Annotated in this window: 23 protein-coding genes; 13 read left to right on the plus strand and 10 right to left on the minus strand. The window is 72.0% G+C overall.

Features of this window, described 5'->3' with window-relative positions:
* Positions 1–22 precede the first annotated feature (22 nt).
* Positions 23–721 carry a hypothetical protein gene (locus J2S43_RS09155; protein WP_306828363.1) on the minus strand — a complete coding sequence of 233 codons (699 nt, stop codon included), beginning with the start codon at positions 719–721 and terminating at the stop codon, positions 23–25.
* Between the two features lie 241 nt (positions 722–962).
* On the opposite strand from J2S43_RS09155, the gene J2S43_RS09160 reads away from it, so the two are divergent.
* The 4 genes from J2S43_RS09160 (at position 963) to J2S43_RS09175 (ending at position 7,851) form a co-directional block, all read left to right on the plus strand.
* A complete protein-coding gene (locus tag J2S43_RS09160; RefSeq protein WP_306828364.1) occupies positions 963–2,843 on the plus strand; it encodes a hypothetical protein in 1,881 nt (626 codons plus the stop codon).
* Positions 2,844–2,903: 60 nt separating this feature from the next.
* Positions 2,904–3,416, plus strand: coding sequence for a GNAT family N-acetyltransferase (locus J2S43_RS09165; RefSeq protein ID WP_306828365.1), 513 nt, complete (start codon positions 2,904–2,906; stop codon positions 3,414–3,416).
* A gap of 95 nt (positions 3,417–3,511) precedes the next feature.
* Positions 3,512–4,438 carry a GntR family transcriptional regulator gene (locus J2S43_RS09170; protein ID WP_306828366.1) on the plus strand — a complete coding sequence of 309 codons (927 nt, stop codon included), beginning with the start codon at positions 3,512–3,514 and terminating at the stop codon, positions 4,436–4,438.
* Positions 4,439–4,647: 209 nt separating this feature from the next.
* On the plus strand, positions 4,648–7,851 hold the full coding sequence (locus J2S43_RS09175; protein WP_306828368.1) for a GH92 family glycosyl hydrolase: 3,204 nt from the start codon (positions 4,648–4,650) through the stop codon (positions 7,849–7,851).
* 107 nt (positions 7,852–7,958) lie between these two features.
* Here J2S43_RS09175 and J2S43_RS09180 read toward each other — a convergent pair whose 3' ends face one another.
* Both J2S43_RS09180 and J2S43_RS09185 read right to left on the minus strand, forming a co-directional pair.
* On the minus strand, positions 7,959–8,735 hold the full coding sequence (locus tag J2S43_RS09180; RefSeq protein ID WP_306828370.1) for a HoxN/HupN/NixA family nickel/cobalt transporter: 777 nt from the start codon (positions 8,733–8,735) through the stop codon (positions 7,959–7,961).
* A complete protein-coding gene (locus J2S43_RS09185) occupies positions 8,732–9,397 on the minus strand; it encodes a hypothetical protein (RefSeq protein ID WP_306828371.1) in 666 nt (221 codons plus the stop codon). Before J2S43_RS09185 ends, J2S43_RS09180 begins: the two co-directional genes overlap by 4 nt.
* A gap of 242 nt (positions 9,398–9,639) precedes the next feature.
* On the opposite strand from J2S43_RS09185, the gene J2S43_RS09190 reads away from it, so the two are divergent.
* The 5 genes from J2S43_RS09190 (at position 9,640) to J2S43_RS09210 (ending at position 12,673) form a co-directional block, all read left to right on the plus strand.
* The gene (locus tag J2S43_RS09190; protein WP_306828372.1) at positions 9,640–10,533 is read left to right on the plus strand and encodes a glycosyltransferase family 2 protein; all 894 of its coding nucleotides are present in this window, start codon (positions 9,640–9,642) and stop codon (positions 10,531–10,533) included.
* 76 nt (positions 10,534–10,609) lie between these two features.
* Positions 10,610–10,792 carry a hypothetical protein gene (locus J2S43_RS09195; RefSeq protein ID WP_306828373.1) on the plus strand — a complete coding sequence of 61 codons (183 nt, stop codon included), beginning with the start codon at positions 10,610–10,612 and terminating at the stop codon, positions 10,790–10,792.
* Positions 10,793–10,831: 39 nt separating this feature from the next.
* On the plus strand, positions 10,832–11,014 hold the full coding sequence (locus J2S43_RS09200; protein ID WP_306828374.1) for an antitoxin: 183 nt from the start codon (positions 10,832–10,834) through the stop codon (positions 11,012–11,014).
* Positions 11,015–11,184: 170 nt separating this feature from the next.
* Positions 11,185–12,183, plus strand: a complete 999-nt coding sequence (locus tag J2S43_RS09205) for an NAD-dependent epimerase/dehydratase family protein (RefSeq protein WP_306828375.1) — start codon at positions 11,185–11,187, stop codon at positions 12,181–12,183.
* An 82-nt stretch (positions 12,184–12,265) separates the two neighbouring features.
* Complete coding sequence (locus J2S43_RS09210; protein WP_306828376.1) at positions 12,266–12,673, plus strand: RidA family protein; 408 nt, start codon at positions 12,266–12,268, stop codon at positions 12,671–12,673.
* A gap of 571 nt (positions 12,674–13,244) precedes the next feature.
* On the opposite strand, the gene J2S43_RS09215 is transcribed toward J2S43_RS09210, so the two are convergent.
* Positions 13,245–13,652 carry a winged helix-turn-helix transcriptional regulator gene (locus J2S43_RS09215; RefSeq protein WP_370881609.1) on the minus strand — a complete coding sequence of 136 codons (408 nt, stop codon included), beginning with the start codon at positions 13,650–13,652 and terminating at the stop codon, positions 13,245–13,247.
* 108 nt (positions 13,653–13,760) lie between these two features.
* On the opposite strand from J2S43_RS09215, the gene ctaD reads away from it, so the two are divergent.
* Positions 13,761–15,503, plus strand: a complete 1,743-nt coding sequence (gene ctaD / locus J2S43_RS09220; protein WP_306828378.1) for an aa3-type cytochrome oxidase subunit I — start codon at positions 13,761–13,763, stop codon at positions 15,501–15,503.
* A gap of 10 nt (positions 15,504–15,513) precedes the next feature.
* Here ctaD and J2S43_RS09225 read toward each other — a convergent pair whose 3' ends face one another.
* The 4 genes from J2S43_RS09225 to J2S43_RS09240 all read right to left on the minus strand — a co-directional run bounded on the left by J2S43_RS09225 (position 15,514) and on the right by J2S43_RS09240 (position 19,828).
* Positions 15,514–16,836, minus strand: coding sequence for a M20/M25/M40 family metallo-hydrolase (locus J2S43_RS09225; protein ID WP_306828379.1), 1,323 nt, complete (start codon positions 16,834–16,836; stop codon positions 15,514–15,516).
* Positions 16,837–16,949: 113 nt separating this feature from the next.
* Positions 16,950–18,086: a carboxylate-amine ligase gene (locus J2S43_RS09230; protein ID WP_306828380.1), complete on the minus strand. Its 1,137-nt coding sequence runs from the start codon at positions 18,084–18,086 to the stop codon at positions 16,950–16,952.
* A complete protein-coding gene (locus tag J2S43_RS09235) occupies positions 18,087–18,896 on the minus strand; it encodes an MBL fold metallo-hydrolase (protein WP_306828381.1) in 810 nt (269 codons plus the stop codon).
* A 2-nt stretch (positions 18,897–18,898) separates the two neighbouring features.
* Positions 18,899–19,828 carry a methyltransferase gene (locus tag J2S43_RS09240; RefSeq protein ID WP_306828383.1) on the minus strand — a complete coding sequence of 310 codons (930 nt, stop codon included), beginning with the start codon at positions 19,826–19,828 and terminating at the stop codon, positions 18,899–18,901.
* Between the two features lie 34 nt (positions 19,829–19,862).
* Between J2S43_RS09240 and J2S43_RS09245 the strand changes: the two genes are divergently transcribed.
* Positions 19,863–20,096, plus strand: coding sequence for a hypothetical protein (locus J2S43_RS09245; protein ID WP_306828384.1), 234 nt, complete (start codon positions 19,863–19,865; stop codon positions 20,094–20,096).
* 109 nt (positions 20,097–20,205) lie between these two features.
* Positions 20,206–20,961 carry a SigB/SigF/SigG family RNA polymerase sigma factor gene (locus tag J2S43_RS09250; protein ID WP_306828385.1) on the plus strand — a complete coding sequence of 252 codons (756 nt, stop codon included), beginning with the start codon at positions 20,206–20,208 and terminating at the stop codon, positions 20,959–20,961.
* A gap of 329 nt (positions 20,962–21,290) precedes the next feature.
* Here the strand turns inward: J2S43_RS09250 and J2S43_RS09255 are convergent, their stop codons facing one another.
* Both J2S43_RS09255 and J2S43_RS09260 read right to left on the minus strand, forming a co-directional pair.
* Positions 21,291–22,160, minus strand: coding sequence for a manganese catalase (locus J2S43_RS09255; protein ID WP_306828386.1), 870 nt, complete (start codon positions 22,158–22,160; stop codon positions 21,291–21,293).
* Between the two features lie 61 nt (positions 22,161–22,221).
* Complete coding sequence (locus tag J2S43_RS09260) at positions 22,222–22,944, minus strand: sensor histidine kinase (RefSeq protein ID WP_306828387.1); 723 nt, start codon at positions 22,942–22,944, stop codon at positions 22,222–22,224.
* An 84-nt stretch (positions 22,945–23,028) separates the two neighbouring features.
* On the opposite strand from J2S43_RS09260, the gene J2S43_RS09265 reads away from it, so the two are divergent.
* Positions 23,029–23,670, plus strand: coding sequence for a response regulator (locus J2S43_RS09265; protein ID WP_306828388.1), 642 nt, complete (start codon positions 23,029–23,031; stop codon positions 23,668–23,670).
* Positions 23,671–23,731 lie beyond the last annotated feature (61 nt).

The raw sequence follows: 23,731 nt of genomic DNA on the forward strand, positions 1-23,731 counted from the left end.
GTCGGCCACCCTACGGGTGACCTCATCGGACGACCGTGTTGCTCGCCCAGATCGGCTCGCCGGTGGAGTTGCGGTAGAGCACCAGGTTGCCGTCGTTCTGCAGCTGCAGCGTGCTCGCCCCGGCCGTCCAGGTCTTCGTGTCCCAGACCGCGACCGGCGTGTCCGGGTGCCGGTAGAGGACCAGGTTGCCGTCCGGCTGGTTGAGCAGCCGCCGCCCGCCGGTGTTCAGCACGCTCCACAGTGCCCGGTCGTCCGACGTGTCGTAGAGGACGAGGTTGCCGTCGCCCTGCATCCACAGGTAGAAGCGGTCGTTCGGCGAGCGCATCGCGGACAGCTTCCGCAGGCTCTGCCCGGTGGCCAGGCTGCTGGGCATGTGGTTCGCCACCTTGTTCACCAGCTCGCTGTAGCGCGGCTCCTTCGGCGTGCCGTCGCGGTAGACGATGCCGTAGTGGCACTCCGGGTCCTGGTTCGCGTCCGTGCACGCGGCCCAGTCCCGGTACTGGTAGAGGAACAGCGGCCCGGCGTAGTCGAGTTCGCGCCACATGTGCACGCCCTCGACGTCGAAGTCCCGGATCAGCTCCAGCGACGGGTGGTTCGTGCCGAGCCCGGACGCGGTCGGGTAACCCCACTCGGTGCCCCAGATCTTCTTGTGCCCGTCGCCGTTGTCGGCCAGCACCTTCCGCAGCGCGGCCAGTTGCCCGCACGGCGGCGAACCGGGCACGTAACGCGGCCCGAACAGCACTCGGTCCGGGCGCGCGCAAGACCGGCGGTGCGGCGTGCGCCGGGGCCGCCGGGCCCAGCGTCAGCGCCACCGCCGCGGCGATCGCGATCAGTCGTCTCACACGTCCCCCGTGATTCAACAATGGACATATCCACATGCGGCCATTTACTGATCGGCCGCCCGGTGGCAGCGTAGCGGCATGAGACGGAGAGCAGCGCTTGTCACAGCGCTTATCGCGGCGATGATCGGGGCGTCCGCGACACCGGCGAGCGCCGCGGCGCCGGCACCGAGGTTCGCCCACCTGGTGCCCGGCGGGCAGCCGAACCTCGTGGAGAAGGTCCCGGTCAACGTGGTCTTCCTCGGCTTCGACCGGACCGAGGTGGACCAGGCGGCGTTCACGTCCGGCCTGGCCCGGACGTACGAGCCGGAGGTGACCTCCCGCCGGTGGTACGGCGAGCGGGAGAAGCTCGGCATCAAGTACGTCTACGACTACAAGATCTCGTATGCGGACCGCGGGTACGAGGACCGGTTCTTCCGGAAGCTGTCGAGCCTGGCCACGCCGGCGCCGCTGACCGAGTACCAGGAGGCGTACAACGCGCAGGAACGCAACGTCCTGGACGTCACGGACAACCACTACATCGACGCGCCGGCCGTGGAGAAGTACCTCGCGTTCAACCCGCCGCACGGCGTCGACACCCGGCGCAACACGGTCTTCCTGATCAACTGGCACGGGCGGTCCGACTTCAGATTCCACGTCTACACCAAGACCGGTGAGCCGGACCCGGACACCGGCTTCGACTTCGGCGCGAACCGGGACAGCCGCAAGCTGATGGCCTGGGGCGGCACCACGGCCGACGACGAGGAGACCGGTCTGGGCGCGACCCGCCGGGTGTGGTTCGCCGACCTGTCCGCCGGCCCGGACGCGAACATGACGAACTACATCGTCGACGAGCTGGACGTGGACGGCGACGGCGAGCCGGACTACCGCCTGCCCACCACCTGGGAGTACGCCGAGGGCGGGTTCCGGGCGCCGGGCGCGCTCGCAGGCGACCTGGCCAAACTCACCCGGTACGTGGCGCTGGACCTGCTGATGACCACGTCGCCGATCTACCCGGTCGAGCTGCCGGCCGGGCTGCCGAAGTCGATCAACCTGGACAGCAACACGTACGAGGGCTGGCCGGGCGTGGACGGCTCGTCGTACATCACGCCGGAGCTGCTGGTGGACGAGCTGTCCGAGCTGCGCTGGCGCAACCGGCTCGACTTCGACGACCAGGACCTCCCGTTCGACGCGCAGAACCGGGCCTGCTTCACCGGGCAGTACGTGACCGGCGAGCCCTGCTACCCGGGTCAGACGCTGCCGCCGGACGCGAACCTGTACCTGTACAACCTGGAGAACCTGGAGCGCACCCGGGACGACGCCGGCCGGGTCGACTACGAGCTGCCGATGTTCAACTACGTGACCGAGGCGAACACCAGCGGGCTGCTCGGCTTCGCGGACGACAACTGGACGGACGGCACCGCCGGCTTCGTCTACTCGTTCCTCAACCCGCAGGTCGTGGCCGCCGGCTACGGCCTGACCACCACGCAGATCCACGAGGTCGGCCACCACCTCGGCCTGCACCACCCGCACGACGGGTGGGACAGCGAGTCGGCGACCGAGATCAACCCGACCGGTGACCACTACTTCGCCTGGGTCGGCGACGAGAGCAACTCGATGATGAGCTACATCGACGTCAACTGGGACTTCAGCCAGTTCGACCGGGACAACAACGACCGGTTCCTGACCGCGGCGTACGTCGAGGCGGCCAACCGGCTCGCCGCGGACGTGCTGGCCGCGCCGGACGCCCGGAAGGCGACCGCGGACCTCTACGCCGCGGACGTGACGATCGGGCTGGCGAAGAAGGCGCTCGCCGCACACGATTACCGCCTCGCCTACACGCTGGCCGAGAAGGCCTACGACAGCGTGGTGCGGGCGGCCGGGCGGGCCGGCGTCGACCCGTCGGGCGCGGCCCGCGCGATGCACGCGGAGGCGGAGTCCATGCGCGTGTCCGCGAAGGCTGCGAACCCACACGAGTTCGTCGACACGCTGGAGCCGGGCAGCGGCCCGCGGTCCAAGCCGTGACGGAGGCGGCCGGGGCCGGCCGGCCCCGGCCGCTAATCTTGCGGCGTGCCAGGATCGTCGTTGACCGCCGTTGTCCGTCAAGCCATCGAAGCCGACGTCGCCAGCATCGCCAGGATCTGCGCCACGTCGTACCGGGACACGTACCGTGAGCTGCTGCCCCAGGGTTATATCGACCGCAGCGTCGTCGCGTTCTACGACGAGCAGCGGGTCGCGAAGGAGGTGGCGCCCGCCCCGCCGGAGTGGTTCGGTTACCAGGTCGTCGAGGAGCGCGGCCGGGTGCTCGGCGCGGCCGGCGGCGGCATGATCGGCAAGCGCGCCGGCGAGCTGTCCCTGGTCCACCTGGAGGCGGCCGAGCGCGGGCGCGGCCTGGGCACGGCGCTGCTGGACCGGGTGACCACGCAGATCCGCACGGCCGGCGGACGGGAGATGTGGGTGTCGGTCTTCCTCGGCGACAGCGCGGGCATCGGCTTCTACCGGGCGCGCGGCTTCGAGCCGGTGGAGACCGTGCGGGCCGCGCTGTCCCGGGTCGACGACCACATCGTCAGCCTGCGCATGCGCCGGGTGCTGGACTGACAAACGGCCCACTACAATCGCTGCATCCGTAGGACACAGCAGCGAAGCTGCCTCTGACGACGTAGCGGCGGAAGCGTGGGCCCTTGATCACCAGCATGAGTGTCAGCCGGCACTCGGACGTGCCCGTCTACCGCCAGATCGTCTCCCAGGTGACGCTCATGATCGAGATGGGCCTGCTCGGTGACGGCGAGCGGCTGCCCGGATCCCGGCTGCTCGCCAGCAACCTCGGCATCAACCGCAACACGGTCGCCCACGCCTACGGCGAGCTGCGGGAGCTCGGCCTGATCGAGCCCCGCGGCCGCAACGGCATGGTGGTGGTCGGCGGCGGCCGGGCCCGCACGTCGTCCGAGGCCCGCAACCGGGCGCGCGAGATCCTCTCCGCCGCGGCCCGCGAGTGCCTCGAACTCGGGCTGACCGCGGCCGAGATCCGTGACCTGATCGCCGGCCTGGCCGCGTGGGAGGCGGACAAGACGATCGCGGTGTCGTTCGTGGAGTGCAACGACGAGCGCGCGCGATACTTCGCGACCGAGCTGGGCACGCAACTCGGCGTCACGGTCAAGCCGCTGGTGCTGGGCGCGTTCGACGCCGAGACCGAGCGCCCCGACCTGGTGCTGACCACGTTCTTCCACCTGGCCGAGGTGCGCACGCTGCTGCGCCGGCCGGAGACCGAGGTGGTCGCGATCGTGGCGGCGCCGCACATCCAGACGCTGGTGCAGATCGCGCAGGTGCCGAAGGACCGCACGGTCGGCCTGCTCTACTCGACCGAGGACCAGGCCGTCAGCATCCGCGACTCGCTGACCCAGGCCGGCGTGACGAACATCGAGGTGCTGACCGGCACCACCGACGCCGACCTGCGCGACGTCGACCTGGTCGTGGTGCCGAGCGAGAGCCCCGGCCTGGCCCGCCGCCTGGAGGGCCGGGCCCGCGTGATCGAGTTCGGCAACGTGCTGGACGCGGCCTCGGTCCGGATGGCCGGCGAGGTGATGCGCGACCTCCAGCTCGCGAAGACGCAGTCCCGCTGAATGGCCTAGGCCGAAAAGTTGCGGGGAGGCTTATTCAGCGCGGCCGCCGGCCAGCACGAGCACGAGCACGACGAACGGGACGCTGGTTGAGCGTCTCCGCGACGTACCCACGTGGTGCTTATCGGCCGTTATGGGCCGGGACCGGAGAATCATTGACTTTCGTCGCTCGCCGATGGCAACGTGATCACACGCCGGTGACGGGAGTGTCGATGATTCGCAATATGCTGGTGGCCGCCCTGCTGCTCGCACCGGAGGTGCCGGCCATGACAGCGGTCGATCCGGAGCCCGTCGATCTGGTGCGGCCGTTCGTCGGCACACAGAACTTCGGCAACACGTTCCCCGGCGCCGCCGCGCCGTTCGGCATGGTGCAGGTCAGCCCGGACACCGGCGGCCAGGGCGGCTACGACTACCTGGCCGACTCGATCTACGGCTTCAGCCAGACGCACCTCTCCGGGGTCGGCTGCGGCGTGGCCGGCGAGCTGCCGATCATGCCGACCACCGGCGAGGTGACGAGCACCGACCACAATGCCTACAGGTCGGCGTTCTCGCACGACGACGAGGAGGCGAGCCCGGGCTACTACCGGGTCGGCCTGAGTCGCTACGGCATCGACGCGGAGCTGACCGCGACCGCGCGCACCGGCTGGCAGCGCTACTCGTTCCCCGCCACCGAGCAGGCGAACGTGCTGTTCAACACCGGCAAGGCGAACCAGAACGTGTTCGACTCGGAGATCCACGTGGTCGGCGACCGCACGCTCACCGGGCGCGTCAACGCGGGCAACTTCTGCGCCGGCCGGGACGACCACACCGTCTGGTTCACGGCCGAGTTCGACCGGCCGTTCACCGCGTTCGGCACCTGGCGCGGCGGCGACCTCACGGCCGGGAGCCGGGATGCGGGCGGCGCGGGCGGTAACGGGGCTTATGTCACGTTCGACGCGCGTGCCGACCGGGACGTGGTCGTCAAGGTCGGCCTGTCCTACACGGGCGCGGACGGCGCGCGGGCGAACCTGACCGCGGAGACCGGCGACCGTTTCGACTTCGACGCGGTCCGCGGCGCACTTCGCGCCGAATGGTCCACCGCCCTAGACAAGATCAACATCGACGGGGGTACGGAGGAGCGGCGCGCGGTCTTCCACACCGCTCTCTACCACTCGTTGCTGCACCCGAACCTGGCCGGCGACGTGGACGGGCGCTACGTCGGCTTCGACCGGCAGGTGCACACCGCGAACGGTTACACGCCCTACCAGAACTTCTCGCTGTGGGACACGTACCGGCCGCAGAACCAGCTCCTCGAACTGATCGCGCCGGACGTGGCCCGCGACGTCGCGCTCTCCGTGCTCGCGATCGGCCGGGACGGCGGCTGGCTGCCGCGCTGGGCGCTCGCGAACAGCGAGACCAACATCATGACCGGCGACCCGGTCACCCCGTTCCTGGTGGAGAACTGGTCCAAGGGGCTGCTCAAGGGGCACGAGGCGGAGGCGTACGCGCTGCTGCGGGCGAACGCCACGAGCCAGCCGCCGGCGGACTCGCCGTTCAACGGGCGCACCGGGCAGTACTACTACGCCGAGCGCGGTTACATCCCGTCCGGCCTGCGCCTCGGCACCGACTGCGTGCACAAGGGCGGCGACAACGACTGTGTGCACCCGGCCTCGGCCACGCTCGAGTACTCCGCCGCGGACGCCGCGCTCGCGCTGATGGCCCAGGGGCTCGGCAAGAACGCGGACGCGCGCATGTTCGCGGCCCGCGGCCAGTGGTACCGCAACCTGTGGGACACCTCCACCGGCCAGTTCCGCCCGCGCACGGTGGACGGCACCTGGCTCACGCCGTACGACCCGGTCGAGGCCGCACACCAGTTCCACGAGGGCGGCGCCTATCAGTATCAGTGGCTGGTGCCGCAGGACCCGGCCGGGCTCGTCTCGCTGATGGGCGGGCGGCGCGGCGCGCAGGACCGGCTGGACGAGTTCTTCGCCTACGACAAGCTGCTCACCGACCCGGCCGGCACCGCGCGCACCGACTGGATCGCCGCGCCGTACGACTACTACGCCAAGCCCACCTACAACCCGAACAACGAGCCGGACCTGCTCGCGCCGTACATGTACCACTGGGCCGGCGCGCCCGCGAAGGCCGCGACCGTGGTCCGCGCCGCGATGACGCTGTTCACCACCGGCCCGGACGGCATGACCGGCAACGACGATCTCGGCACGATGAGCGCGTGGTACGTGTTCTCCGCGCTCGGCCTCTACCCGACGATGAGCGGCGCGGACTTCCTCGCGGTGTCCAGCCCGGTCTTCCCGTCCGCGACCGTGCGGACCGGCTCCGGCACGCTGCGGATCACCGCGCCGGGCGTCACCGACACGAACCGCTACGTGCAGAGCGCCCGGCTGGACGGCGGCCGGCTCACCCAGAGCTGGGTGACCTGGGACTCGATCGCGGACGGCGGCACGCTCGCGCACACGGTCGGCTCCCGCCCGTCGTCGTGGGGGACCGCGCCGCACGCGGAGCCGCCGTCGGTGAACCGCGCGCCGCAGGACGGCCGCCGGCACGTCGACGCCTCGCTGCGGCCGGCCTCGGCCGCGCTGCCGCCCGGCGGCACCACCACGTTCACCGTGGACATCGTGGCGCAGTCGCCGTCCACGCTCCGGCCGACGGTGTCCGCGACCGGCCCGGCCGGCTGGACCGTGACGGTCGCGCCCGCGCGGCTGCCCGTGCTGCGGTCGTCGCACCTGCCGGTCGCCACCTCCGCCACGGTCACGGTCACGGCGCCGGACGGCGTGGCCGACGGCACCTATCCGGTCCAGGTCACGGTCGGCGGGGCGAACACGGTCACGCGTACCGCCCCGGTCGTGGTCCGGCCCGCGCTCACCTGCGCGCCCGGCACGTCCTGCGCGGTCGACCTCACGCCGGAGCTGACCCGGGACGGCACCGCGACCGTGGCCGCCACCGCGGAGGGGAACTTCGACACCGCCGGCTGGAGCTTCGACGCCGCGCTGCTGCCGCCGGCCGGGCCGGTCACCTGGAACGGAGTGACCTACCAGGCCCCGGACCCGAGCGGCACCGCGCCCAACTTCGTCACCGCGACCGGCCAGTCCCTGGTGCTGCCGCAGGGCGCGCACACCTCGCTGGAACTGGTCGCGACCGCCCACAACGGGCCGGTGACCGGCGGGTTCACCATCGGTTACGCGGACGGCAGCACCGAGACCCGCGCGGTCACGGTCGCGGACTGGTGCGGCTCACCCGCCACCGGCTCCACGACCGCGCTCGCCATGCCCCACCGGATCAGGGCCGGCCAGGGCGTGGACGGGCCACCGGTCAGCCTCTTCGCGATCAGCGTGCCGCTCTCCCCGGGCAAGCGGATCCGCTCGCTCACCCTCCCGAACGACACCCGCCTGCAGCTGTACGCGATGAGCCTCCGCTAGGACGCCACCGTCCCGGCGGGCTCCGCTCGCCGGGACGGTCGAGGACGCCGGAGCCTTCCTGGTACTACAAACGGGGCGGCGACACGCTGCTCGGGGGTGGTCCGGCGTCAGGCCGGCGCGGCCAGGTGGACGGCGGCGACCGCGATCATGCCGGCGCCGAACGCGGTGATGCCGCCGGCCGCGAGCATCGGGGTGACGCGGGTGGCGAGGCGCAGCATGGCGTGGGTGCGGGCGTTGCGGGTGACCAGCACGCTGCCGGCGACCGCGAGCACGCCGATGCCGAACAGCACGACGGCCATGCCGATGCCGAACGTGAGCACGAGAAGCAGCGCGAAGCCGGCCCGGCCCAGGAACAGGCCGGTGGCCAGCACCAGGAACGCGGCGGGGGAGGGGGTCAGGCCACCGGAGATGCCGAGCAGGAACAGGCCGGGCCGCTTCCCGTCGCCGTGGTGGTGATGCCCGTGCCCGTGGTCGTGATCATGGTCGTGCCCGTGGTCGTGATCATGTGAGTGGGCGTGGCCGCCCTTCACGTGGCGTCGCAGCATCCAGAGGCCGGTGCCGAGCACCAGCAGCCCGGCCGCGATCTGCAGCCACGTGGTCAGCTGCTCCATCCGGATCAGCTCGGACAGCGAGAAGAACGTCCACGCCACACCGATGACCAGCACCGACACGGTGTGCATGGCCGCGACCGACCCGCCCAGCCAGGCCGCGTCACGGATCCGCCCGCGCGAGCCGGCCAGGTACGCCGCGGCGAGCGTCTTGCCGTGGCCGGGCGCGAGCGCGTGCCCGGCCCCGGCGAGGAACGCGAACACGAACGCCAGCGGCGCCACCCCGGGCGCGTGGATCAGGTCCTGGAGCCGCTCCGACAGCGAGCCGAGGTTCATGCCGCCACCCGCCGCTTCACCACGACCGCGACCAGGCCGGCCAGCACGAGCACGCCGCCGAGGACCGCACCGATCTGCACCAGCGCGCTGCGGCCGAGGCCCGCGCCGGCCCCGGTCAGCGACCAGGTGTGCGTGTCGTTCGCGCCCTCGTACACCGCGCGCTGCCCGCCCGGCCCGGTGGCCATCGTCCGGTACGCCGGGTGCAGGTCGGTCAGCGTGCGTACGGCCACGGTCGCGGAGGTGACCGGCCCGGGGCAGGTGAACCCGGCCGTCGCGCCCTTCAGCGCCAGCGCCGCGATCGGCTCCACCGCGCCGGTGCACGGGCGGCCGCCGTCGGTGACCGTGATCCGGTCCAGTAGATATCCGGCGAACGCGGGTGACGCGCCGACCACGCCCGGGTCGTTGTACCGGTAGTCGACCGTCCCGTCCGCGCGCACCCGGTCCGCGGGCAGCAGCCCGAGCGAGACGCCGAGCACGGTGAGGTCGTCCGGGCCGCCGACCCGCCACTTCACGTGCACGACGTCGGAGCGCTGCTCGTCGGGCGTGATGACCACGGTCTGCGGATCGCCGAACGGGTGGGCCGCCGCCGGCCGTGGCGTGAACACGGCGGTCCCGGCCGCGACACCGATGACGGCGAGCGCCACCAGCGTGCGGGTGCTCATGGAACTCAAGGGATCGTCTTCCTGGATGGTGCGGTACCCGAAACGCGATGCTCGCTTTCGGCGTCGTGTTCGGGCGTCGGTTTGGCTGAGGCACTGCGGAACGGCGCCCAGTCTGACGGTGATCATGGACGCGCACAGGCCACAGAAGATGATCTTCGCTGGTCGCGTGCGTAAACACTCGACCGCGCACATCCCACCAACGAGTACGTGATCATCGCGCCGGAGCGGGTACCCGCGGCCGCATGGAGGATTCCCGCATCGGCGTCGTGGTGGTCACCCACCAGCGGCGGCCGGAGGTGCTGAACGCGGTCGAACGCCTGGTGAGACTGCCGGAGGCGCCGCCGATCGTGGTGGTCGACAACGGCTCGACCGACGGCACCGCCGAGTCGCTCCGGGCGCGATTCCCGCAGGTGACGGTGCTCGCGCTCCGGGAGAACCGGGGTGCCGCCGGACGCAACGCCGGCGTGGCCCGGCTGCACACGCGGTACGTCGCGTTCTGTGACGACGACACCTGGTGGGAGCCCGGCAGTCTCCGCGCCGCCGCGGACACGCTCGACGCGTACCCCGGCATCGCGGTGATCAATGCCCGGATCGTGGTCGAGCCCGGCGGTCACGACGATCCGATCGTGGCCGAGCTGCGCGACTCGCCGGTGCCCGCCCCGGACTGGCTGCCCGGGCCCGCGCTCGGCAGTTTCCTGGCCGGCGCGTCCGTGATCCGCCGGGACGCGTTCCTGGCCGCCGGCGGGTTCAGCCCCCGGTTGTGGCTCGGCGGCGAGGAGGAACTGCTCGCCACCGACCTGATCACCGCGGGCGGGGAGATCTGCTACCTGGACCATCTGGTGGTGCACCACCAGGCGTCGCTGGTGCGGGACTCGATCCGGCGACGCCGGGCCGGCCTGCGCAACACGCTGTGGTTCACCTGGCTGCGCCGGCCGGTGCTGCCCGCGCTGCGCCGCACCGCGTTCCTGGCCGGCACCGTGCCACGGGACAGCGTCTCCGCGCTGGCCTGCTGGGACGCGATCCGCGGCCTGCCCTGGGTGCTGGCCCGCCGCCGCACCCGTCCGCGCCACGTCGAGGCCCGGCTGGCCCGGCTCGACGCCACCCAGCGCGACTCCACCGCCCGCCGCTACGTGTGAGGTGCACCTCGCCGGATCCCGCGCATGGACGCCGGGCGAGCGGGTACGCGGGCGGCTGTCGTGAAGGAGGCGAACCATGAGACGCATCAACCTATGGCGGCCCGCCTCGGTGCCGGTGGTCCGATCCCGGTCCTGGTCCGGTCGCGGCGGCGAGTCCCTCGGGCGTGCCTTCGCGGGCCGCAGGCCTGCCGAACGTGTAACCACGGCCGGCTGGGGTAGCCGGTACGAGGACGGCGAGGACCAGCGGGCCTGGCGGTGACACCGCCACGCCGGAACTCAGTACAGATGGGAACCTGACGTGAGCGACTTCCTGAACAAGGCGGACGACTTCGCCGACAAGCATGACAAGCAGGTCGACCAGGGCCTGGAGAAGGCCGGGGACGCGGTGGACCAGCGCTCCGGCGGCAAGCACTCCGACCAGATCGACCGTGGCGTCGACGAGGCGCAGAAGCGCACCGGCGACGGCGACACGAACGGATAGGCGACGGGCGGGGCACCGCGAGGTGCCCCGCCCGGCCGACCGCGCAGAGGCCGAGGACGATCCGGACCGCCGGCCCCAGCGGGTCCGCACGGACGCGCTTCCTGGACGGGCGGACCGCCCGCGACCGGTCCTGACGGTGTAGACCCGCGGATCCGGGGAAAGCTCCGCCCGTGCGGATCGTCGTGACGGGTGCGAGTGGCAACATCGGATCCGCGCTGGTGGAGTGGCTCACCGCGCGGCCGGAGATCCGTGATGTCGTGGGCATCGCCCGCGGCGTACCGGATCGGCGCGACGTCGACTGGCGGGCCGTGGACATCGGCGCACCCGGCGCGGAGGACGCGCTCACCGCCGCCTTCGCCGGCGCGGACGCGGTCGTGCACCTCGCCTGGCACATCGTGGCCGGACACGACCGCGCCGCGCAGGCCCGCACCAACCTGACCGGCTCCGCGAACGTGCTGACCGCGCTGCTGCGCGCCCGGGTGCCGCATCTGGTGCACCTGTCGTCCGGCGCGGTCTACTCCCGCGGCGACGACGACACCCGGGTCACCGAGGACTGGCCCCGGCGTGGCGTGCCCGGCTCCTCGTACAGCCAGGACAAGGTCGCGGTCGAGGACCTGCTGGACCGGGCGGAGCGGGAGCATCCCGCGCTGCGGGTGGCCCGGATCCGGCCGCTCGCGGTCATCCAGCCGGCCGCGGCCCGCGATCTGGCACGGCTCGCGATGGGCCGGTCCGCGCCGCTGGCCCCGATCGTCGGCCGGCTCCCGCTGCTGCCGCTGCCGCCGCGGGCGATCACCCAGGTGGTGGCCGCGCAGGACGTCGCCGACCTGATCGGCCGCGTGCTGCTGGCGGGCGCGACCGGAGCGTTCAACGTGACCGACGAGCCCGCGATGCGCGCGCCCGTGCTGGCCCGGCTGATGGGCGGCCGGCACGTCCCGGTCTCCCGCGCCACGCTCCGCGGCCTGCTCGACGTGACCTGGCGGTTGCGCCTGCACCCGCTCGACGCGTCCTGGGCCGACCTGCTGCTCGACAGCCCGCTGCTGGACTGCACCCGCGCGCGCACCGAACTCGGCTGGCACCCTCGCCACGACGGCCGCCTCACGCTGCTGGCCACCCGCCGCGCGGTCCGCGCCGCGACGCCGCGCTCCACGGGTTACCAAAAGGTGCCCTGAGCGGGAAAAGGTGCCTTCTTCACAGCTCCGCGGCGATCTCTTACGGTTCCTGAGTAACCCAAAGAGAGCGAGGAGCGCCGACATGGCCGTCACTCTGATCAACCCGCCGGGCCTGCCGAACGTCCCGGTCTACCACCATGTCTCCGTGGCCACCGGCTCGCGCTTCGTCCACGTCGCCGGCCAGGTCTCCTGGGACGCGAACGGCACGAACATCGCGGTCGGCGACCTCGCCGGCCAGGTCGAGCAGGCCTACCTCAACGTCACCACGGCACTGGGCGCCTCGGGCGCCACGTGGGACGACGTGGTCAAGCTCGTCGTGCACGTCGTCGACTGGACCCCGGAGAAGATGCCGCTGCTGCTCGACGGCATCGACCGCGCGAAGGCCCGGCTCGGCATCACCGCCACGCCGCCCGCCTCCCTCTTCGGTATCGCCACCCTCGACGTCCCCGAGCATCTGGTCGAGATCGAGGCCACCGCCATCACCGACTGACCCCAAACCCATGAAAGCGGATATTCCCGCTTCCGGCGTGGTGCAGCCCGCATGCTCCCGCGGGCTCCAGTTCCGATGCCACCACGGGCATTCCATGCACAAATGTCTACATTAAAGCTGGCGCGCGTCCTGCGGCTTCCCTGCGACCTCGGAAGGCCGGCGGACGGTGCCTAGGTGATCAATCAGTGGTGCGAAAGAGAGTCGACGTTGATTGCCCTTTTGCACCACTGATCACTCAGGGCTGGGGCGGCGTTGGTCCATGGGGAAGGGTGCCGTCGGCGAGGCGAGATACTACGAAATTTCGGGCGCGAAGCGCCCGGACGCCAGTCGCGTGACCAGGAGCGTCCAGGCCGAATGCCGCGGCCCTTCGGTGACCAGCGTCGTCACCGGCTCCGACGCGGCGACTGGAGCGGCGGCGGAAGCCGCCGCGAGGTTGGCCCGCGGGAGCATGCGGGCCGCACCACGCCGGAAGCGGGAAGATCGGGTTCCGGGGTCGTCCCTGGGTCGGCTCGGTATTCGGGGTCAAGCGAGCTGAGGTGTATTCGGGCTCCGAGGGCGAAAAGATCGGTCTTCAGGGCCTTCCGTCGTAGCCCGACCTGGACGCTTCGATGTGGGAGATGAAGCGCTGGGTCCAGTCGCACATGCCGTCGACGACCGTGCGGAGCGCGTCGCCCGCGTCGGTGAGGGCGTAGTCGACGCGCGGCGGGATGGTCGGGTGGACGGTGCGGGTGATCAGGCCGTTGCGTTCGAGCGTGCGCAGATTCTGGGTGAGCATCTTGTGGCTGATCCCGCCGATGTCGTCGCGCAGCTCGCTGAACCGCATGGTGCCGCGCATGCCGAGGAACTCGATGATCAGCAGCGCCCACTTGTTCGCGATGTCGGAGAAGATCTCCCGGGCCAGCGAGTCGGCCCGGGCCAGGTCGGACTCGGGCGGCAGTGCGGCGATCTCATCACGGGTTCCCACCTGCTCACTCTCCATCAGCTCCCCAGTAACCGCAAGTGACCGCCGGTGGATCGCTGGACAGGGGCGTTTACCGGGGTCGATGCTGGGCACGCGGGCCGCGCCCTCATGCATTGGAGTGATCCCGTGACGACGCTCGTCCCGAAGCCCACCGTCATCCAGGTTCGCCCCGATCCGCCGCGCCCGATCGTGCGCGGATCGGCGCTGGCCCGGCTGCTGCGCACCACGGACGCGAAACAGATCGGGATCATGTACCTGGTCACGTCGTTCGTGTTCTTCATGCTCGGCGGCCTGATGGCGCTGATCATGCGTGCGGAGCTGGCCCGCCCGGGGATGCAGATCCTGAGCCCGGAGCAGTACAACCAGCTCTTCACGATGCACGGCACGATCATGCTGCTGTTCTTCGCGACGCCGGTGGTCTTCGCGTTCGCCAACTACGTGGTGCCGATCCAGATCGGTGCGCCGGACGTGGCGTTCCCGCGGCTGAACTCGTTCGCGTACTGGCTGTACCTGTTCGGCGGCGTCATCGTCATGGGCGGGTTCATCACGCCGGGCGGTACCGCCGACTACGGCTGGACGGCGTACACGCCGCTGTCGGACGGCTCGCACTCCCCGGGCATCGGCGCGAACCTGTGGATCACCGGCCTGGTGCTCTCCGGTCTCGGCACCATCCTCGGTGGCGTCAACATGATCACCACGATCCTGACGCTGCGCGCGCCCGGCATGACCATGTTCCGGATGCCGATCTTCACCTGGAACATCCTGGTGACCAGCCTGCTCGTGGTGCTGGTCTTCCCGTTCCTGGCGGCGGCACTGCTGGCCCTGGCGGCTGACCGCACGCTCGGCGCGCACGTCTACGACCCGGCGACGAACGGGCCGATGCTGTGGCAGCACCTGTTCTGGTTCTTCGGCCACCCCGAGGTCTACATCATCGCGCTGCCGTTCTTCGGGATCATCACCGAGGTGATCCCGGTGTTCAGCCGCAAGCCGGTCTTCGGCTACAAGGGACTCGTCGGCGCCACGCTGGTGATCGCGGCGCTGTCGATGAGCGTCTGGGCACACCACATGTTCGCGACCGGGCAGGTGCTGCTGCCGTTCTTCAGCTTCCTCAGTTACCTCATCGCCGTACCCACCGGCCTGAAGTTCTTCTCCTGGATCGGCACGATGTGGCGCGGTCAGCTCACGTTCGAGTCGCCGATGCTGTTCGCGATCGGGTTCCTGGTCACGTTCCTGTTCGGCGGGCTGTCCGGGGTGCTGCTGGCGAGCCCGCCGGTCGACTTCCACACCCACGACTCGTACTTCGTGGTCGCGCACTTCCACTACGTGCTGTTCGGCACGATCGTGTTCGCGGTGTTCTCCGGCATCTACTTCTGGTTCCCGAAGATGTTCGGCCGAATGCTCGACGAGCGGCTCGGCAAGCTGCACTTCTGGCTGACGTTCCTCGGCTTCCACGCCACCTTCCTGGTGCACCACTGGCTCGGCTCGGAGGGCATGCCCCGGCGGTACGCGGACTATCAGATCCAGGACGGTTTCACGGCGCTGAACACGTTCTCCACGGTCGGCTCGTTCGTGCTCGGCCTGTCCACGCTGCCGTTCCTCTACAACTGCTGGCACTCCTACCGAGCGGGCAAGCTGGTCACCGTGGACGACCCGTGGGGGCACGGCAACTCGCTGGAGTGGGCGACCAGCAGCCCGCCGCCGCTGCGCAACTTCGACCGCATGCCGCGCATCCGCTCGGAGCGGCCCGCGTTCGATGCGAAGTTCCCGGAGCTGGCGGCGGGGCAGCAGTCGGTCGAGGGGCCGCCGGAGGGCGGCGCGAAGCCGGCATCACCGGAGTCGCACGGCGGCGCCACCTACCGGGACCACTGAGCCAGTCGATCTACCGGGACCACTGAGCCAGCCGGCCCCACAGTGAGCCGAGCGTGGCCGCGCCGGCGAGCAGCACGTCGACCGAGGCGCGTTCGTCGCTGTCGTGCCAGCGGTCCTCCGGCAGCCCGGTGCCGAAGAACAGCACCGGCGCGCCGGTGGCCTTGGTCAGCAGGTCCGCGGGCCCGCCACCGGCGTTGCCCATCCGCCCGACGACCTGCGTGCCGAAGCCGTCGCGCACGGCCGCCTCCAGCATCGCGACCGCGGGGTGGTCGTCCGGCGTCCGGTACGGCTCCTGCGCCAGCTCCTCCGCGATGGTCAGCTCGTACCCCACGCCCTCGTCGATCGTCTCGCGCACCCACCGGCGCAGCTGATCGGCGACCTCGGCGCAGGCCTGGCCCGGCGCGGTGCGCATGGTGATGCTCGCGGTCGCCACGGCCGGGACCGCACCGCGCGTCGGCCCGTCCGGGTCGCCGGCGACCGCGGTCAGCACCTCGACGGCCGGGCGCGCCCACAGCCGCTCCAGCACCGTGAAGCCCTCCTCACCGCCGATGCTGCGTGTCTCCGTGCGGGCCAGCCAGTCCTCGTCCGAGTACGGCAGCGCCGCATACTCCGCCCGGGTGCGCTCGCTCGGCTCGATCACCGTGTCGTAGAAGCCGGGCAGCGTCACCCGCCCCTTGTCGTCGTGCAGCCGCCCGATCAGCCGGGCCAGCGTGACCAGCGGGTTCGGCGCCGGGCCGGAGACCGCGCCGCTGTGCACGTCGCGCAGCGGCCCGTAGACCTCGATCTGCGCGTTCAGCCCGCCGCGCATGCTGGTGCAGATCGCCGGGTGGTCGCGGTGCCACAGCAGCGTGTCCGAGTAGACGACCAGGTCCGCCCGGATCCGGTGCTCCTCCAGCAGCGCGGCCAGGTGCGCGGAACCGGTCTCCTCCTCACCCTCGACGAGCCAGATCAGATTCACCGCGGGTACGGCGCGCCCGGTCGCCGCGAGGTGCGCGCGCAGCCCCCAGAGGTGCGCCACCACCTGCCCCTTCGCGTCCGAGGCGCCCCGGCCGTAGACGTAGCCGTCGCGCAGCACCGGCCGGTGCGGCGACGTCTCCGCCCACTGTTCCTCCTTGGCGGCCCGCACGTCGTGGTGGCTGTAGACCAGCACGGTCGGCGCGCCCGGCGCCGCGCACCAGCGGGCGATCACGGCCGGTGCGCCGCCGGGGCCGGCGATCTCCACCTCCGGGAACCCGGTCTCCCGGAGCGCACCGGCGAGCCAGTGCGCCGACCGGGTCAGGTCGATCTCGTTCTCCGGCACGCCGGCGACCGACGGGAGCCGGATCCAGTTCATCAGCTCCGTGACGAGGGCGTCACGGTCCAAGTGCTCGTGTACCAGGTGCTCGTGTACCACACTTCTCCTCTGTCGACCTGTCCAATTGATTTGATTAATCCGGTTCAATCGATTCATCCGTTGACGGTCAGCCGGGCCAGCGCGTTCAGCGTCTCCGGCAGGCTCTCGGTGACCCGCAGCAGACGGCGCTGCCGGGTGGCCCCGGTGCCGGAGCGCCGCAGCCCGGCCAGAGCGGTCCGTACCCACTGGACGTCGCCGTGCCGGATCAGCGCGGGCGCCACGTACGCCACCAGGTCCTCGATCAGATCCCAGGCCGGCCGGGTCCGGCCGGTCCGCAGGTCGAACAGGTCACCGTCCAGGCCCTCCCGGGCGGCCCGCCAGTGCGCGGCGTGGACCAGCGCGTCCGGGATCGCCGGCACCGCGGCCCCGGCGTTCTCGGCGATCGTGGCGACCAGCGCGCGCAGCAGCCCGGCGACCAGCACCGCGTCGCGTGCGGTCGCGCAGACGTCGCCGACCCGGATCTCCACCGTGGGGTAGCGGTCGGAGAGCCGCGCATACCAGAAGACCATCCCGCTGTCGATCATCGCGCCGGACTCGACCAGTGCGGCCACGGCCGCGTCGTACTCGGCGGCCGAGTCGAAGACGGGGGAGGGCCCGAGGCTCGGCCACCGCTGGATCCGCACGGACCGCCAGCTCGCGTGGCCGGTGTCCGCACCGCCGAAGATCGGCGAGTTCGCGGTCATCGCCTGGATCAGCGGCAACCAGGCGCGCAGGTGCGCGCAGACCTGGACGGCCAGTTCCCGGTCCGGCACGCCGACGTGGACGTGCAGGCCGCACAGCGCCGGCTCGCGCGCGATCGCACCGAAGCGCTCCGCCATGCGCCGGTACCGCTCGCCGTCCGGGACCGAGAGGTCCGGCTCGTGCACCGGCGTGGCGCCGATCGCGGTCAGCCGCGCCCCGGCACCGCGCGCGGCGAGCGAGGCCGCCCGCCGGTGCCGTCGCAGGTGGTAGGAGAGCTCCGCCAGCTGCGTGCAGACCGGGGTCACCATCTCCACCATGCTGCGCCGGAACTCCGGCCGACCGTACTCGCGCACCGCCTCCGGCAGGTCCGCCCGCACGCGGTCGGCGACCGGCGCGTTCTCGCCGGTCCGCGGGTCGAGGAGCAGGAACTCCTCCTCGACGCCGAGCGTGGGCACGACCGCCTCGGCGGTCAGCACGCCGGGCAGGCCACCCGGCAACACGTCGTACATTCAGGCACCCGTCCCGGATCGCAGCGGCAACGTCACGGTGTCCCCGCGCCCGATCGGCTCCACCCCGGCCAGTCCGCGTGCGCGGGCCCGGTCGAAGAAGTCGCCGACCGGCGAGGTGAACACGCTGAAGTCCTCGTGGTGGATCGGCAGGGTCAGCCGGGGCCGGATCACCTCGGTCAGGTTCGCGCCCTGCCGCGCGTCCATGGTGAGCAGCATGCCGAGCAGCCGGGTGCCGCCCAGGTGGATCAGCATCGCGTCGATGTCGCCGCAGCGCCGCGGCACCTCCGCCAGCATCGGCCGGAACAGCGTGTCCCCGGTGACGTAGAGCCGCAGCCGGCACACGTCCTCGGTGAACAGCTCCACCACCGAGCCCATCACGTCCGGCAGCAGGTGGTCGGCGAGCCCGGGACCGTGCCGGCCGGGCACCGCGGTCACCCGTAGCCGCTCCCGGCCGTGCGAGGTGTCGAACTGCTCCCAGGCCGGCAGGCCGTGCACGGCGGAGAACCGCTTCCGGCGCAGCTTGCGCCGGGCCTGCGGCGTGGTGATGATCGGCAGGTCCGGTGCCAGGCCACGGGCGGCCGCGCGGTCGAAGTGGTCGGAGTGCAGGTGCGACAGCAGCACGCCGGACAGCGGCGGCAGGTCGCCGAGCCCGCACGCCGGGTCCAGCACGCGCTTGGTCCAGGCGCCGTAGCCGAGGTGGTAGCGGCTGCCGGCCGGCCGGAACGCCGGGTCGGTGAGCAGCGTGAAGCCGCCGAGCCGGAGCAGCGTCGTGGCGTTGCCGATGTACGTCACGCTCGCCCGGACGTCCACGATCAGGTCCACTCGGGACGCGACGCGGTGAGCACGACCACGGCGATGCGCTCCGCGTGCCGGTAGGCCTCGCCGTCCAGTTCCTCGTCGTAGACGTCCGGGTCCACCTCGCGGTAGGACCAGGTGAGGCCGGTGCCGGCCAGCCGTTCCGCGGCGGCGGCGCGCAGCGGGTCCACGCCGTCGACGATGCCGGCGCCGCTGAACAGCACGAGTGTGCCGCCCGGGTCGAGCCGTTCCGCGGCCGCGTCGATGATCGACAGCGACAGTTCGTGCCCGGACTCGCCGCCGCCGTCCCGGTACGCCCGCCCGGCCGGGTCGATCATGAACGGTGGGTTGGAGATGATCAGGTCGAACGTACCGTCGATGTCCTTGAGCAGATTGCTGTGGCAGGGGCGGACGCCGCGCGTGTCGGCCAGCGCGGCGTTCACCCGCGTGAAGTCCAGCGCGGTGTCGTTGATGTCGACCGCGAACACCTCCGCGCCCGGTGCCCGCTTCGCCACCGTGATCGCGCCCGCGCCGGTGCCGCAGCCGACGTCCACGGCGCGCCGCACCGGCCGCCGCCGGGTGCGCACGTGCCCGGCGGCCGCGTCCGCCATCCGGTACGTGTCCGGCCCGAAGAACACCGAGTCCTTCCCCGCGGTCGGGTACGCGGAGTGCACGAACAACTCCCCGTCGTAGGTCGAGAACCGTACCCGGCTGCGCCACACGTCCCCGTCCCGCTCCAGCACGCCGGCCGCGTCCATCAGCTCGACGATCTCGACCGGCAGCACTCCCGGCCCGAACGGCCGGCTCCATCCGAAGACACCGCGCAGGTCCGTGGCGTTCGCGTTCTCCGGCCGCCGGTTGACGCGCTCGTGTGTGGCGGGCGTGACGGTGGTGAACTCGTATCCGGTGGCCTTCAGCGCGGCACCCAGTCGCAGCAGCATGGTCATCGGCCCCAGGTGCCCACCGAAGCGCGCTTCAACCGTGCCTCTTTCGCCGGAACGGCCCGGCGCACGCCGCGGCCGGTGCACCACCGGTCCGCGCGGGCGACACGGCCCGGACAGCCACGTCCGACTCTCCCCGGGCGATCTCGACGAGGCGGTGACCGCGCTGCTCACGCTCGGCCGGTCCACCCGGAACGCGAGCGCGGGCGCGTTCGACCGGATCGCCGGGTTCCGCGACGGCACGCTCGACGGGCTGCCCGCCCGCACCCGCTGAAACTCACCCGGTTGGGAGCGCGTATCCGGGGAAGCCAGGCTGTCCCCCGTCCATGATCCCCCTTCCGGAGGACACCGTGAGCAGCACCACCGCGCCCGTGGAAGACATAATGACCGATGAGGACGTCCGCGCGACGGCGGCGCTGGCCGCGTTCGCCGGGCTGGACGCCGACGACCACCGCCGCCCCCGGGCCCGGCAGCACGCGATCGAGGCCTGGTTGCCGATGGCGAACCGGCTGGCCCGCCGCTTCTTCGGCCGGGGCGCGGCCGACGAGGACCTGCGCCAGGTCGCGGCCGTCGGACTGATCAAGGCCATCGACCGGTTCGACCCGGCGGCCGGCGAGTTCGTCGGGTTCGCGGTGCCGACCGTGCTCGGTGAGCTGCGCCGCTACTTCCGGGACCGGACCTGGTCGGTCCGGGTGCCGCGCCGCGTGCAGGAGATGCGGCTGGCCATCATCGACGCGGCCACCACGCTCACCCACTCGCTCGGCCGCAGCCCGACCGTGCCCGAGCTCGCCGCCCACCTGCGGGTCACCGAGGAACAGGTGATCGAGGGCATCGAGGGCGCGCAGGCGTACTCGGCGGTCTCGCTCTCCCGCCCGGTCGCCGACGACGGCGACAGCAAGGAACTCGGCGACATGCTCGGCGGCGACGACCCGCGCTTCGAGCTGACAGAGTCGCTGCTCGACCTCGGGCCGGCCATGCGCGCACTCACCCCCCGGGAGCGCGAGATCATCACGCTGCGCTTCTTCAAGGAGTGGACGCAGGCCCGGATCGGCGAGCACCTGGGCATCTCGCAGATGCACGTGTCACGACTGCTGCAACGCGCCCTGACCACGCTGCGGACCCGTATGCAGGCGTCCTGAGGGTCCCGGGCGCTGTCGTGGCCGTGCGGTTCCGCCGCCGGCCACGACAGCGCCTGGTAAGAGAGATGAGAGGCAGGTAACCCTTTCCCGCTTCCGGCGTGGTGCAGCCCGCGGGCACCGGTCGGCCGCAGGCGGCCTCCCTGCCGGTTTCGCTGCGGTCGTGCACCCCATCAGCGCCACCACGGCATCCAGGGCCGGGCCGCCGTCGTGGCGGGCCCGGCCCTGGAGATCATGCGTCGCCCGCCGGCCCCACGACCGTGATCCCGGCGTCATTCCCGTCGTTCTGACGCCGGGAATGACGCCGGGATCCACCTGAGGGGCCGAACGTCCTAGGTGAGCGCGTCCTTGACGGCGCCGATGATGCCGCCGCCGGTGGGCGGCGGGGTGCCGTAGAGACGCGGGTCGCCCGGCGGCAGGACCGGCTCGGCGGCGTGCGCCTGCGGCTTCGGGTCGTACGAGAACGTGCCCTTGCCGTCCGGTGTCGCCCCACTCGCCCAGCGGCCCTCGGCCGACTCCTCACCGGCCGAGAAGTTGAGCATGCGGTACGCGAACTCGTTCTCCTGCTCCGCGTCCGGGTACGCCTCCGGCACCGGCATGTCCTCCAGTCCATCCGCCTTGAGCTGCTCGATCGCGGCCATCCACATGTTCTGGTGCATGTGGTCGCGGGCCAGCAGGAAGCGCAGCATCTGCTTGACGCCCGGGTCGTCGGTCATGTGGTAGAGCCGTGCGACCTGAAGCCGCCCCTGCGCCTCCGCCGTGACGTTGAGCTGGAAGTCGGCCATCAGGTTGCCGCTGGCCGTGATGTAGGAGCCGTTCCACGGCACACCGTTGCTGTCGACCGGCAGCGGTCCACCACCGGCGTGGATGAACTGCGCCGGGTTCTGCCCGCTGTAGATCGCGGCGAGCATCGGGTTGTCGTCGGCCGCGGCCTCGTGCAGGTTCTGCGGCGCGCCCTCCAGCAGGCGGGCGATCATCGTGCAGATCATCTCGACGTGGCCCATCTCCTCGGTGCCCACGTCGAGCAGCAGGTCCTTGTACTTGCCGGGCAGCCGGCAGGTCCATCCCTGGAACAGGTACTGGTTGGCGACCGTCAGCTCACCCCACTTGCCGCCGAGCACCTCCTGCAACCGGCGGGCGAAGAGCGCGTCGGGGCCGTCCGGCTTCGCCTCGAACTGCAAATCCTTGACGTGACTGAACACGGTGGATCCTCCCTGTCGCGTGAAATCCGGTGACGGGGAAGGAATGCCCGGTGCGCGGGCCTCACCGGGCCAACCGGTGGCCCCGGCGTGTCAGGCCGGCACGCACCGGGAGGACCACGCCGACCGCGGCACCGGACGGGACGAGCGGGCGCGCGAAGACCCGGCCGCCGTGCCGCTGGGCGAGCTGCCGGACCAGCCACAGTCCCAGGCCGTGCATGCCGGCCGGGGCCGCGCCGGGTCGCAGCGCCTCCGCGAGCGCCGCGGTCGGCTCACCCTCGTCGCACACCATCAGGAGCAGGAACCGCCCGTGGGTACGCGCCCGCACCGTGACCCGGCCGTCCGCCGGCCCGTGCCGCACCGCGTTGCCGAGCAGGTTGATCAGGATCTGCCGGGTGTGCCGGGCCGGCACCGGGCAGCGGGCCGCGGCCGCGCTGACCCGCACGGTCAGGCGGCCGTCCGGCACGGTCGCGGCCACGGCCGGCAGCACCTGCGCGAGCGTCGCCGGCGCGGCGTCACCCGGCGCCGCGCTCAGTCCCTCCGCGATCGCGGCCGCGTGCCGCAGCAGCTCATCGAGGTGCCGGGTGTGCGCGGCGGCCAGCGCGGTCGCCTCGGACGAGGTCGCCTCGCGGTCGAGCGTGCGCAGCAGCGAGCCGAGCGTGCTGACCGGCGGGCGGAGCTCGTGGCAGAGCGCGCGCAGCATCAGCGTCTCCCCGCCCGGGACCACGCCGTGCCCGGCCCGCCGCGGCACGAACCGCCGGGCGAGGCGGCGCAGCGATCCGGTCACGGCCGGCTCCCGGCGCATGTCAGTCTTTCCGTGCATATCCGGTTCGCCGCGCATGTCCGCCGCGGGGGCGGGAACGCGGCCGGTATGTCGACCCCCACGCTGCGCGTCGTGCTGATCGATGACCACCCGCTGTTCGTCCAGGGCCTGGAGCTGCTGCTGCCGAAGATCTCCGACGGCCGCGCCGTGGTGGCCGGCTCCACACAGGACGCGGCCGGCGCGGCGGGGCTCGCCCTGCGTACCGCCGCGGATCTGGCCCTGGTGGATCTGCACATGCCGGCGCCGGGCGGGGTGCGGGCGATCGCGGCCATCCGCCGCACGGTGCCGCGCACGCGGATCGTGGCGATGTCCGGGGACGAGCACCCGGAGCCGGCCGTCGAGGCGCTCCGGGCCGGCGCGGAGGGCTTCCTGCCGAAGACGACGGACGCGGAGGCGCTGCTGTCCCCGCTGCTGTCCATCCTCGACGGCTGGAGCGTGCTGCCGTCGTCGCTGCTCGGCTCGCTGCTCGGCCCGGTGCGGGGGAACCGGCCGGCGCCGGTGCACCTGGACGACGCGGAGCGGCGCCTGCTGCGGCTGATCGCGGCCGGCGCGACCACCACCGAGATCGCCGAGGAACTGCACGTCTCCGAGCGCACGGTCAAGCGGATGACCGCGACGCTGCTGCGCAGGCTGCGGGTGACGAGCCGGACCGAGGCGGCGGCGCTGGCCGGGAGCGCCGGCCTGATCTGATTGTGCATCCGGGACATCCCTTCGTGACGGGCGCGACCGGGTGCCCGCCACGACGGCGTAC

It is taken from the genome of Catenuloplanes nepalensis, assembly GCF_030811575.1.
Taxonomy (GTDB): Bacteria; Actinomycetota; Actinomycetes; order Mycobacteriales; family Micromonosporaceae; genus Catenuloplanes; species Catenuloplanes nepalensis.